The sequence below is a fragment of the Halomonas sp. 141 genome, from assembly GCF_002810305.1.
GTDB lineage: Bacteria > Pseudomonadota > Gammaproteobacteria > Pseudomonadales > Halomonadaceae > Vreelandella > Vreelandella stevensii.
In genome coordinates this window covers 1-11832 of sequence record NZ_PINZ01000064.1, presented here as the reverse complement: position 1 = coordinate 11832, position 11832 = coordinate 1, and the positions used below count along the sequence as shown (strand labels likewise).

General features: G+C 60.4%; 9 protein-coding genes and 1 pseudogene. 8 read left to right on the top strand and 2 right to left on the bottom strand.

Features of this window, described 5'->3' with window-relative positions:
• Positions 1-228: pseudogene (locus tag CWI66_RS16555) on the top strand (IS66 family transposase); the annotation flags it as partial.
• 90 nt (positions 229-318) lie between these two features.
• Here the strand turns inward: CWI66_RS16555 and CWI66_RS16550 are convergent.
• Positions 319-1134: an outer membrane protein assembly factor BamD gene (locus CWI66_RS16550; protein WP_016916046.1), complete on the bottom strand. Its 816-nt coding sequence runs from the start codon at positions 1132-1134 to the stop codon at positions 319-321.
• 197 nt (positions 1135-1331) lie between these two features.
• On the opposite strand from CWI66_RS16550, the gene rluD reads away from it, so the two are divergent.
• The 5 genes from rluD (at position 1332) to ilvN (ending at position 8511) form a co-directional block, all read left to right on the top strand.
• A complete protein-coding gene (gene rluD / locus CWI66_RS16545) occupies positions 1332-2291 on the top strand; it encodes a 23S rRNA pseudouridine(1911/1915/1917) synthase RluD (protein WP_081138870.1) in 960 nt (319 codons plus the stop codon).
• The gene (gene pgeF / locus CWI66_RS16540) at positions 2288-3043 is read left to right on the top strand and encodes a peptidoglycan editing factor PgeF (protein WP_100732281.1); all 756 of its coding nucleotides are present in this window, start codon (positions 2288-2290) and stop codon (positions 3041-3043) included. The genes rluD and pgeF overlap by 4 nt, the downstream gene beginning before the upstream one ends.
• A gap of 159 nt (positions 3044-3202) precedes the next feature.
• A complete protein-coding gene (gene clpB / locus CWI66_RS16535; RefSeq protein WP_100732280.1) occupies positions 3203-5797 on the top strand; it encodes an ATP-dependent chaperone ClpB in 2595 nt (864 codons plus the stop codon).
• Positions 5798-6295: 498 nt separating this feature from the next.
• Positions 6296-8020: an acetolactate synthase 3 large subunit gene (locus CWI66_RS16530; protein ID WP_081193998.1), complete on the top strand. Its 1725-nt coding sequence runs from the start codon at positions 6296-6298 to the stop codon at positions 8018-8020.
• Complete coding sequence (gene ilvN / locus CWI66_RS16525; RefSeq protein ID WP_100732279.1) at positions 8020-8511, top strand: acetolactate synthase small subunit; 492 nt, start codon at positions 8020-8022, stop codon at positions 8509-8511. The genes CWI66_RS16530 and ilvN overlap by 1 nt, the downstream gene beginning before the upstream one ends.
• Positions 8512-8588: 77 nt before the next feature.
• On the opposite strand, the gene ilvY is transcribed toward ilvN, so the two are convergent.
• Positions 8589-9476, bottom strand: coding sequence for an HTH-type transcriptional activator IlvY (gene ilvY / locus CWI66_RS16520; RefSeq protein ID WP_016916052.1), 888 nt, complete (start codon positions 9474-9476; stop codon positions 8589-8591).
• Positions 9477-9669: 193 nt separating this feature from the next.
• Here ilvY and ilvC point away from each other — a divergent pair, with 193 nt between their 5' ends.
• Both ilvC and pssA read left to right on the top strand, forming a co-directional pair.
• The gene (gene ilvC / locus CWI66_RS16515) at positions 9670-10686 is read left to right on the top strand and encodes a ketol-acid reductoisomerase (protein WP_016916053.1); all 1017 of its coding nucleotides are present in this window, start codon (positions 9670-9672) and stop codon (positions 10684-10686) included.
• Positions 10687-10836: 150 nt separating this feature from the next.
• Entirely contained in the window at positions 10837-11733 is an 897-nt protein-coding gene (pssA, locus tag CWI66_RS16510) for a CDP-diacylglycerol--serine O-phosphatidyltransferase (RefSeq protein WP_100732278.1), read from the top strand.
• Positions 11734-11832 lie beyond the last annotated feature (99 nt).

Sequence of the window (11832 nt, the reverse complement as noted above, 5' to 3'; positions counted from 1 at the left end):
AACAACCAGGGGGAACGCGATCTGCGAATGACCAAGGTCCAGCAGAAAATCTCGGGCTGTTTCCGCTCCTGGGAGGGTGCTGAGATCTTCTGCCGCATGCGTAGCTTTCTCTCGACCGCCGTCAAGCAAGGGGTAGCGGCGCATACCGCACTGGAGCAACTGTTTGCGGGGGAGGTGCCAGCCTTCATGCAGCAAGAAGCCCCGACTCAGCCAACCGGTGCTGAATAGTTACAACAAAAAAACCACGCCAAAGCGTGGTTGGATAAGGTGTATCGGTTGTATAGCTTTTAAGAAGGGGGCTAGTACCCCGCTTCAGCGTTAGTTACGGCCGCCGTTGTATTTAGGCACGAAGCGGCTGCCTTGAAGTTGCTCGTGATCGGGCGCATTTTCACGCAGCACGGCCAGGACTTCGCTGGCGCGATCTTGCATGCCCATGCCCTGGTAACCTTCTACCATGGTGGCCAGAGCATCCCGCGTGGCGTTGGATTCCGGATAGTTTTCAACGACCCAGCGACCGCGCTCGATGGCCGCGAGGAAGGCGCCACGACGCAGGTAGTAGTCGGCGACATGCAGCTCATGGCGAGCCAGCAGCTCACGCAGGTAGACGATACGTTGCTGGGCATCCGGGGCGTATTGGCTTTGCGGATAGCGTTGAATCAGCTCGCGGAAGTCGTTGTAGGCATCCCGTGAGGCGCCCAGGTCGCGCTTGGAAATATCGATCAGGCGCAGGCGTTCCAGGCTGAAGCGCCCTGCTTGCCAGGCGGACAGCCCGCGCAGGTAATAGGCGTAATCCACTTGCGGGTGGTCAGGGTGCAGGCGAATGAATCGGCTGGCCGCCGCGCGGGCCTCTTCCCAGTTACTGTTCTCGTAGTAGGCGTAGATCAGTTCGAGCTGGGCCTGTTCGGCATGAGGGCCAAACGGGTAGCGGGTGTCCAGGGCTTCCAGGCGCTCGATGGCGATAGGGTAGCGATTGCTGTCGAGGGCCGTACGGGCCAGCTCATACAGCTCGCGCTCTTGAACACCGGCAAGCTCGTCTTCGTCTTCCGGAGTGGTGTCATTGCTGGCACAGCCTGCTAACAGGGCAAGACTCAGGGCCAGGGCGCCAAAGCGGTTGGCAGCGGAAAAAACGCGCATCATCATCCTCGTTGCAAACAAGCCTCAATCACCGAAAAGCGACGATGGCCATAAGTAGAAATGGTAGAATAGGTCGCAGTCAGCCCACTATAAAACACCTGAGCGCAAAACGCAGGCTTGGCGATACTTTGCTGTAAGGGGTTAGCGGTGTCGTATCATCCAGAAGTAGGCGTGTTTGTGTCATAAAGAGGTCATTCATGTCTCGAATTGTGGAAGCCACGCAGCGCGTCCCCGCCACCCTGGCGGGCGCACGCTTGGACCAGGCCGCCGCGGAGTTGTTCAGCGATTATTCCCGCGAGCGCTTGAAAGCGTGGATCAATGCGGGAGAGCTTACGGTCGATGGGGCCAAGGCCAAGCCCAAGGCCAAGCTGCACGGTCACGAAGTGTTGGCGCTCCACGCCACCATCGAAGAAGACACTCGCTTTGCGCCCCAGGACATCGCCCTGGACATCGTTTATGAAGACGACGACGTCATGGTGGTCAACAAGCCTGCGGGAATGGTGGTACATCCTGCCGCAGGCAATCCCGATGGCACGCTGCTCAATGCGCTGCTGTTCCATCACCCTTCGCTGGCAGAAGTGCCCCGAGCGGGCATCGTCCATCGGCTGGACAAGGACACCACTGGCCTGATGATGGTGGCCAAGACCCTGCCCGCGCAAACGGCGCTGGTGGAGCAGCTTCAGGCGCGGACCGTGTCACGCCAGTACGATGCGGTCGTGCTCGGCAAGCCGGTGTCGGGCAGCACGATCGACGCCCCCATTGGTCGGCATCCGAAGGATCGCAAGCGCCAGGCCGTGACCGCCTCGGGCAAGCCTGCGGTGACGCATTTTCGTGTCGTCGAGCGGTTCCGCGCGCACACCCACGTGCGCTGCCAGTTGGAAACCGGGCGTACTCACCAGATACGCGTGCATATGTCTCATGCGCGTTTTCCGCTGGTGGGTGACCCGCTGTATAGCGGTCGCGCCAAGCTACCGCCGGGGGCAGCCGGGCCATTGAAGGAGATTCTGCGTGAATTTCCCCGTCAGGCGCTGCATGCGCGCCAGTTGAGCTTCGTCCACCCCACCAGTGGAGAAACGCTGACCTTCAAGGCGGAGCTGCCTGACGATTTGCTGATGCTGCTGGATTATCTGCGTGAAGATAGCGAGACCATGCGATGAGCGATGCCATAGACCTGCGCCCCACGCTGCTGCGCCCTGATTGGGCGGCGCCTGCCAGCGTGCAGGCTTTTGTGACCACCCGCGAGACAGGCCCCAGCCAGAACGACTTCGCGGCGTTCAACCCGGCGGCCCACGTGGGCGACAACGCCGACCACGTGGCGCTTTGTCGTCGGCTGCTGCACAAGGAAATCGGCGATAGCCGTCCGCTGCTGTGGCTCAATCAAACCCACGGGGCACGGGTGCAGCAGGAGTATCAGGAGGGCGCGCCGGAAGCCGATGCCTCGGTGGCCAGCAGCAGCGACTATGCCTGTGTGGTACTGACCGCCGACTGCCTGCCGGTGCTGTTCTGTAATCGGCAGGGCACCCAGGTGGCGGCGGCCCACGCCGGGTGGCGCGGGCTGGCCGGTGGCGTGCTGGAAGCCACGGTGGCAGCGATGAACTGCGACCCCGAAGACATTCTGGTGTGGCTTGGCCCGGCGATCTCCAATGCCCAGTTCGAGGTGGGCCCGGAAGTGTACAGCACCTTCGTGGCCATCCAGCCCGACACCGCAGAAGCCTTCGATCATAGCCCTTATCGCCTGGGCCATTACATGGCCGACCTGTACCGCCTGGCACGCTTTCGCCTGGAGGCGTTGGGCATCCATCAGATCAGCGGTGGTCACTTCTGTACGGCCTGCGAGTCGCGCTTTTACTCTTATCGGCGGGATAACGGCAACACCGGCCGCATGGCAAGCGTGATCTGGATCAAGTGAGCCGTCGGTCAACGGCTGGTTAATATCGCACGCCTCTTGAAATGGCCATAACTGCCGCCATTTTACTTGTCAAGCTAATCGTCTTTAGCACGTTCAACGACAGGTTATCGGGATGCGCCGTGGGTCGAAACGCACGGCACCCCCCCAAGGAGGTACTCCATGCGATTCGATAAATTTACTGCCAAGTTGCAGGCCGCCATTGCCGAGGCTCAATCCCTCGCCGTGGGGCGTGGCCACAATCAACTCGACCCTGCCCATTTGCTGCTGGCGCTGCTCGACACGCGCGATACCGGCATCAAGGCGCTGATCGAAAAAGCCGAAGGCAGCAGTTCCCGGCTGCGCGACGGCTTGCAGCGCCAACTGGAAGACTTGCCCAAAGTCAGCCAGTTCGACGGCGAGGTCCAGCCTTCCCGGGAATTCGTCAAACTGATGAACCTGACCGACCGCGAAGCGCAAAAGCGCGGCGATCAGTTCATTGCCTCCGAGCTGGTGCTGCTGGCAGCGCTGGAAATGAACGGTGCCATCACCAAACTGCTCAAAGAGGCCGGGCTGACGCGCAAAAGTCTCGAGGCGGCCATCGACAGCCTGCGTGGGGGCTCCCGCGTTGACGACCCCAATGCCGAAGATCAGCGTGAAGCGCTGAACAAATATACCCTCGATCTGACCCAGCGAGCGCTGGAAGGCAAGCTCGACCCGGTGATCGGTCGTGACGACGAAATTCGTCGCACTATCCAGGTGTTGCAACGCCGCACCAAGAACAACCCTGTACTGATCGGTGAGCCGGGCGTGGGCAAGACCGCCATCGTCGAAGGCCTGGCCCAGCGTATCGTCAATGGGGAAGTGCCCGAAGGCCTGAAGGAAAAGCGTGTGCTCTCGCTGGATATGGGGGCGTTGCTGGCGGGCGCGAAATTCCGCGGGGAATTCGAAGAACGGCTGAAAGCCGTGCTCAAGGAGCTCTCCCAGGAAGAAGGTCGGGTGATCCTGTTCATCGACGAGCTGCATACCATGGTGGGCGCAGGCAAGGCGGAAGGCGCCATGGACGCTGGCAACATGCTCAAGCCGGCGTTGGCCCGAGGCGAGCTGCACTGTGTCGGGGCCACCACGCTGGATGAGTACCGTCAGTACATCGAAAAAGACGCGGCCCTGGAGCGGCGCTTCCAGAAAGTGCTGGTGGACGAGCCCTCGGAAGCGGATACCGTGGCCATTCTGCGCGGCTTGAAGGAGCGTTACGAAGTTCACCACGGTGTCGATATCACCGACTCGGCCATCATCGCGGCGGCCAAACTCTCGACCCGTTATATCACCGACCGCCAGCTGCCGGACAAGGCCATCGACCTGATCGACGAGGCTGCATCGCGCATCCGTATGGAGCTGGACTCCAAACCGGAGGAGATGGACCGTCTCGACCGCCGTCTGATCCAGCTCAAGATGGAGCGGGAGGCGCTCAAGAAAGAGACCGACGACGCCACGAAAAAGCGTCTGGAAGCCCTCAATCAGCACATCCATGAGCTGGAGCGCGAGTACGCCGACCTGGATGAAATCTGGAAGGCGGAAAAGGCCAGCATCCAGGGTGCAGCGCAGTTCAAGGCCGAGCTGGAGCAAGCGCGTATCGACCTCGAACAGGCGCGCCGCCAGGGGGATCTTGGGCGCATGTCGGAGCTGCAGTACGGCAAGATTCCCGCGCTGGAGAAAAAGATCAGCGAAGCGGGTGAGGGTGAAGCCGATACCACCAGCCATCAGCTGCTGCGCTCCAACGTGACGGAAGAGGAGATTGCCGAAGTCGTGTCCCGCTGGACCGGCATCCCGGTGTCCAAAATGCTCGAAGGCGAGCGTGACAAGCTGCTGCGCATGGAAGATGCCCTGCACGAACGGGTCATCGGTCAGCACGAAGCCGTGGAAGCAGTGGCCAACGCGGTGCGGCGTTCCCGGGCGGGTCTCTCCGACCCCAACCGCCCCAACGGCTCGTTCCTGTTTCTGGGCCCCACCGGGGTGGGCAAGACCGAGCTGTGCAAGTCGCTGGCCAATTTCCTGTTCGATACCGAAGAGGCCATGGTGCGCATCGATATGTCCGAGTTCATGGAGAAGCACTCCGTGGCCCGTCTCATTGGCGCACCGCCTGGCTACGTCGGCTATGAAGAGGGCGGTTATCTGACCGAAGCGGTGCGCCGCAAGCCGTACTCGGTGCTGCTGCTGGATGAGGTGGAAAAAGCCCACCCGGATGTGTTCAACATCCTGCTCCAGGTGCTGGAAGATGGGCGCTTGACCGATGGTCAGGGGCGTACCGTTGACTTCCGCAATACGGTCATCGTCATGACCTCCAACCTGGGCTCGGACATCATCCAGCGCATGGGAGGCGACACCAGCAGTGACGGCGGCAGCGACTACGAGTTGATGAAGCAGGCAGTCATGGAAGTAGTGGGCAATCACTTCCGCCCTGAGTTGATCAACCGCATCGATGAAGTGGTGGTGTTCCATGCCCTTGGCCAGGAGCAGATTCAAGCGATTGCCGGGATTCAACTGGAGCGCCTGAAGGCTCGCCTGGCAGAGCACGATCTGAGCCTGGAAATCAGTGACGACGCCATGGCGCAGTTGGCGGTGGTTGGCTTTGACCCCGTATTTGGCGCGCGGCCGCTGAAACGTGCCATCCAGAGCCGCATCGAAAACCCGCTGGCGCAGGATCTGCTGGCTGGCAAGTACGCCCCGGGCGATACCATTCGCATCAGCGCGGGTGAAGGCAAGCTGATCTTTGGCTGATCCCGGAAGGGCTTGCTGCGCAATCAAATAGGGCGAATGCCCCGTCAGTGACGCTGGCGGGGCATTTTTTTGCAGCGACTGCGACCTTTGTTGCGTTTGCTCGGATAGGTGGTTGACACGCCAAGGGCGCTAATGGAATCTTGTGGGTTCCTGATTTGCGGGCGCGGAACCAGCGGGCAATCCCTCATCACCGCGCGAAGGGTAGGCTCACGCCTCTACCCGCCGAAGGACTTCCGGGCTCGGGCTAACCGCCTGACCTGGCCAACGCCCCGACACGGCAAACCGCCGTGTAAGGGAGGCACGCGTCAAGCTCGCCACGTCCAGACAGGCCATGGTGACCAGCAACGCGTGCTCCCGATGAGAGTGCAGGCCCTAACCGGGCCATATTGCCAGGGTTTGGCATCAGGTGCCGGCATGGGCCGGCAGCGGCATACCGCCGCACTCGACCCCGCAGGATGTCCTGCGGATCGCACTCGAGACCTCCAGGGGAGAAACACAGTGGAACTGCTTTCCGGCGCAGACATGATCGCCCGCTTCTTGCAAGATGAGGGCGTAGAGTACATTTATGGTTATCCCGGTGGTGCGGCGCTGCATATTTACGATGCGCTGTTCCGCCAGGACAAAGTGAAGCACATCCTCGTGCGTCACGAGCAAGCGGCCACCCACGCGGCTGACGGCTATGCCCGTGCCTCCGGCAAGCCCGGCGTGGTGCTGGTGACGTCCGGCCCTGGTGCGACCAACGCAGTCACGGGTATCGCGACTGCCTACATGGACTCCATTCCCATGGTCGTGCTGTGTGGTCAGGTCATGAGCCACCTGATTGGTGACGACGCCTTCCAGGAAACCGATATCGTCGGCGTGACCCGGCCCATCGTGAAGCACAGCTTCTCGATTCGTCACCCTTCTGAAATCCCGGAAGTGCTGAAAAAGGCCTTCTACCTGGCCTCTACCGGTCGCCCCGGCCCCGTGGTCGTCGATATTCCCAAGGACATGACCGCGCCCACCGAGCGCTACGAGTACGTGTACCCGAAGAAGGTCAAACTGCGCTCCTACAATCCGGTGACCCGGGGGCATACCGGGCAAATCAAGAAAGCCGTCGAGATGATGCTGAAGGCCAAGCGCCCGGTGTTCTACACCGGCGGTGGTGTGGTCACCGGCAAGGCCAGCGAAGGCTTGACCGATCTGGTGAAGCAGCTTGGTTATCCGATCACCACCACGCTGATGGGCATTGGCGCTTACCCGCAAAGCGACCGCCAGTGCCTGGGCTGGCTGGGCATGCACGGCTCGTATGAGTCCAACATGGCCATGCACCACGCGGACCTGATCATTGCCATCGGCGCACGTTTCGACGACCGCGTGACCAACAACACGTCGAAATTCTGCCCCACGGCCAAGATCATCCATGTGGACGTCGATCCCAGTTCGGTCTCCAAGACCGTGCGTGCCGACGTGCCCATCGTCGGTCCAGCCGCCAGTGTCATCAACGAGATGATCAGCCTGGTGCAGGGGCACGAGATTGCCCACCCCGAAGCGTTGGTCGACTGGTGGCAGAAGATCGACGGCTGGCGCGCCGAGCGGGAAGGCAAGCTCTATGAGCCCTCCAAGCCCGGCGAGGCGCTGAAGCCCCAGGAAGTCATCGAGGCACTGTGCCGCGTCACTCGGGGCGAAGCGTACGTCACCACCGACGTGGGCCAGCACCAGATGTTTGCTGCGCAGTACTACAAGTTCGACAAGCCCAACCGCCTGATTACCTCCGGAGGCCTGGGCACCATGGGCTTCGGCTTTCCGGCCGCCATGGGCATCAAGCAGAACTTCCCCGAAGACGACGTGGTATGTGTCACGGGGGAAGGCAGCTTCCAGATGATGATGCAGGAGCTTTCCACCTGTAAGCAGTACGGGGTGGGGGTCAAGATCGTCAACCTGAACAACGCGTCGCTGGGGATGGTGCGCCAGTGGCAGGACTTGAACTACAAATCCCGCCATGCGCACTCCTACATGGAGTCGTTGCCCGACTTCCATATGCTGATCGAAGCTTACGGGTTTACCGCCATCACGGTCACTACCCTGGACGAGCTGGAGCCAGCGCTGGAGCGTGCCTTTGCCAACAAGCATGAGCTGGTATTCCTGGACGTGAAGGTCGACCCCTTTGAGCACGTTTACCCGATGCAAGTGCCGTTAGGCGCGATGCGTGACATGCTGCTGTCCAAAACGGAGCGTACCTGATGCGTCATATCATCTCGATTCTGATGGAAAACGAACCGGGTGCGCTGTCACGTGTAGTCGGGTTGTTCTCTCAGCGTAACTTCAACATCGAAACGCTGAACGTAGCACCGACGGAAGACCCGTCGCTGTCACGCTTGACGGTCACCACCATCGGTGACGACCGGGTGATCGAGCAGATCACCAAGCACCTCAACAAGCTGATCGACGTGGTGAAGCTGGTCGACCTGACCGAAGGTAACCACATCGAGCGGGAGTTAATGCTGGTGAAGGTCAAGGCGCTGGGCGCTGCCCGTGATGAAGTGAAGCGTACCGTGGATATCTTCCGCGCCCAGGTCGTGGACGTGACACCGAGCCTCTACACCGTTCAGATCACCGGCGATGCCTCCAAACTGGATGCTTTCCTGCAGGCCAAGGCGCCGGTGGGCATTCTGGAAGTGGCGCGCACGGGCGTCTCCGGCATTGCCCGCGGTGACAAGGTGCTGTCGCTCTGATCGCGCGTTAGTACCCACCCCAAAACCGCCCTTCGCCGGGCGGTTTTTTGTTTTTGGGTGGTGCCAGGCGGATGCCGCTAGCGAGGTGCCACCGTGGTCCAGAAAGCATCGATCATGGGATTCTGCAGCCGCCGGTTCAGCACGCACAGGCCGACATCGTAGTGGGGCAGCTCGGGCTTGACGTTAAGTACCTGTACACGCTCTGCCAGCGGGCTGTTGTCCAGCACGATACGCGGCACCACACCGACCCCAAACCCTAGCCCCACCATGCTGACGATGGCCTCATGCCCCGCCACCTGGGCATAGATGCGTGGCGCAATGCCCATGGCCTTGAACCAGGTGTTGGCGTACTCCCGCGACAGGCCAGCCTCCGACAGAATCATGGGCACATGCCGCCACTGTTCGGCGGTCGAGCTTTCCGGATGGCTAGGCAGCCAGGCATGGGTTTCCGTCGGGGCGATGAACAACAGCGGCGAACGGGTGAGCGACTTGAACGCCAGGGCGCTGGGAGGAATGCGAGGCCTGGGCGTAATGGCCATGTCATCGGCCCCTTCCAGTACGCGGTTCATGGCGTCTGCCGGGTCACCCGTATGCAGCTTGAGCTCGATACCGGGGTGGCGTACCCGCACATCGCTCAACAGCTCATACAAAAAGCTGTAGCTGGCGGTGACCGAGCAGTAGATGCTGATTTCCCCGCTGAGCTGTGTCGCGCTGGTGGCCAGCGTGCGCTTTTGGGTTTCCCACTGCTCCAGCGTCTCCTTGGCGTAGCGCAGGAAAGCGATCCCTTGTGGGGTCAGCGTGACATGCCGGTTGTCACGTTCGAACAGCCGGGTGCCCAGTTCGCTCTCCACCTGCTGAATCGAGCGGCTCAAGGTGGAAGGGCTGATATGGCACAGCTCGCTGGCGCGCCCGAAATGCAGCGTATCCGCCAGAGTGACCATGTGCTTGAGAAGACGAAAATCCATGGGGTCGATGCCCTGAGTGTGATTTCATTTTATGAAATAGTATGTTGCAAATATAGCGTTTTACGCAATGGTGCTGCTGACGTAGAGTGACCTCAACGCCGAATCCCAGTGCTGCACTAGACGGCACGGGTGGCCATCAACGCTGACACATACACGATAACGATCTGATTCAACCGATTTCTGGAGTCTCGCCATGCACGTTTACTACGATAAAGATTGCGACCTTTCCCTCATTCAGGCCAAGAAAGTCACCATCGTCGGCTACGGTTCTCAGGGTCATGCCCACGCCAACAACCTGAAAGAGTCGGGTGTCGATGTCACCGTAGCGCTGCGCAAAGGCTCCTCGTCTGCGGCGAAAGCAGAAGCAGCAGGCTTGAAAGTCGCCAGCGTACCAGAAGCGTGCAAGACCGCTGACGTCGTCATGATTCTGGCGCCGGACGAAAACCAGAAAGCCATCTACGAGCAGGAAGTCGAGCCGAATCTGAAAGAAGGCGCGACCCTGGCGTTTGCCCACGGTTTCAACATCCACTACAACCAGATCGAGCCGCGTAAAGACCTCGACGTGATCATGATCGCGCCGAAAGCGCCGGGCCACACCGTACGCTCCGAGTTCGTCAAGGGTGGCGGTATTCCCGACCTGATCGCGATCCACCAGGATGCCTCTGGCAACGCCAAAGAGCTGGCGCTCTCTTACGCTGCAGGCGTTGGCGGTGGCCGCAGCGGTATCATCGAGACGACCTTCAAGGATGAAACCGAAACGGACCTGTTCGGCGAGCAGGCGGTCCTTTGCGGTGGTGCGGTCGAGCTGGTGAAGGCCGGTTTCGAAACCCTGACCGAAGCAGGTTACGCACCGGAAATGGCCTACTTCGAGTGTCTGCACGAACTCAAGCTGATCGTCGACCTGATGTACGAAGGCGGCATTGCCAACATGAACTACTCCATCTCCAACAATGCGGAGTATGGCGAGTACGTGACCGGCCCTGAGGTCATCAACGACGAGTCCCGTGCCGCGATGCGCAATGCACTCAAGCGCATCCAGACCGGTGAGTACGCCAAGATGTTCATCCAGGAAGGCAACACCAACTATCCTTCCATGACTGCACGCCGTCGTCTGAATGCCGAGCACGAAATCGAGCAGGTGGGTGCCAAGCTGCGCGGCATGATGCCGTGGATTGCTGCCAACCAGCTGGTCGACAAGTCCAAAAACTGATCGATCACCGTTATGAAAACGCCCCGAAGCGCCTATGCGTGCTGCGGGGCGTTTTGCATTCCGGCTGTCAGGACTGGTCGGCAAGGGTTCACCGTGTAGAATGAGAAGGGTTACTTGTGAATGTGACTTCACTCTAAATGGATGACACTTATGACTCAGGATGCTCGCGACCCAGAGCAGGAATCGCTCCCTTCGTCCGCTGCAGATACGGACAGCGCGGCTACTCCTTCGTCGAAGGAAGAGGAAATCGTGCGGAACGAGGATCTTGCCGCTGCCTTTCTTCGTGAAACCGAAGTCGTGGAGGAGGCCGTCGAAAACGGCAAGAAAATTCGCCGCAAGGGCATCTACCTGCTGCCCAACCTGTTTACCACGTCGGCACTGTTTTCTGGTTTCTTTGCCGTTGTTGCCTGGATCAATGGCGAGTTCACGTCGGCAGCGGTGGCCATTTTCATCGCCATGGTGCTGGATGGCCTGGATGGTCGCGTGGCGCGCATGACCAATACGCAAAGCGCTTTCGGGGCCGAGTACGACAGCCTGTCGGACATGATCTCGTTCGGCATGGCGCCTGCCCTGGTCGCCTTTACCTGGATACTGCAAGATATCGGCAAGACCGGCTGGGTGGTGGCCTTTCTCTATGTGGCGTGTGCTGCCCTGCGCCTGGCCCGCTTCAACGTACAGATCGGCAGCGTCGACAAAAAGTGGTTTATCGGCTTGCCCAGCCCTTCGGCTGCGGCGCTGGTCGCCGCCAGCGTGTGGACATTCCACAGCTTCGACGCCGATGCCGTTGGCTTCAAGCTGCTGATGCTGCTGGTAGTGGGCGCGGCGGGTATTCTCATGGTGAGCAATATCCGCTACTACAGTTTCAAGGACCTGGACTTCAAGAAGCCCGTGCCCTTCGTGGTGCTGCTGGCGGTGGTGCTTGGATTCGTAATGATCTCGGTACAGCCCTCGGTCATGTTGCTGTTGCTGTTTGGTGCCTACGTCTGCTCAGGGCCGATGCTGGCCGTCATGCGCAAGGCCAAGGTCAAGGCCAAGCCCAAGCACTGAGCTGAAATTATTTTAAAAAAGCCCTTGCCAACCCGGCAGCGAATCCGTAAAGTACGCATCCGCTGCCGGGGACGCCAAGCGTTACCAGCGGTGAAGAAG

Excerpts from the sequence above, each read along its gene's own strand:
- CWI66_RS16550 (WP_016916046.1), bottom strand. The coding sequence starts at position 1,134 with ATGCGCGTTTTTTCCGCTGCCAACCGCTTTGGCGCCCTGGCCCTGAGT.
- rluD (WP_081138870.1), top strand. The coding sequence starts at position 1,332 with ATGTCTCGAATTGTGGAAGCCACGCAGCGCGTCCCCGCCACCCTGGCG.
- pgeF (WP_100732281.1), top strand. The coding sequence starts at position 2,288 with ATGAGCGATGCCATAGACCTGCGCCCCACGCTGCTGCGCCCTGATTGG.
- clpB (WP_100732280.1), top strand. The coding sequence starts at position 3,203 with ATGCGATTCGATAAATTTACTGCCAAGTTGCAGGCCGCCATTGCCGAG.
- ilvN (WP_100732279.1), top strand. The coding sequence starts at position 8,020 with ATGCGTCATATCATCTCGATTCTGATGGAAAACGAACCGGGTGCGCTG.
- ilvY (WP_016916052.1), bottom strand. The coding sequence starts at position 9,476 with ATGGATTTTCGTCTTCTCAAGCACATGGTCACTCTGGCGGATACGCTG.
- ilvC (WP_016916053.1), top strand. The coding sequence starts at position 9,670 with ATGCACGTTTACTACGATAAAGATTGCGACCTTTCCCTCATTCAGGCC.
- pssA (WP_100732278.1), top strand. The coding sequence starts at position 10,837 with ATGACTCAGGATGCTCGCGACCCAGAGCAGGAATCGCTCCCTTCGTCC.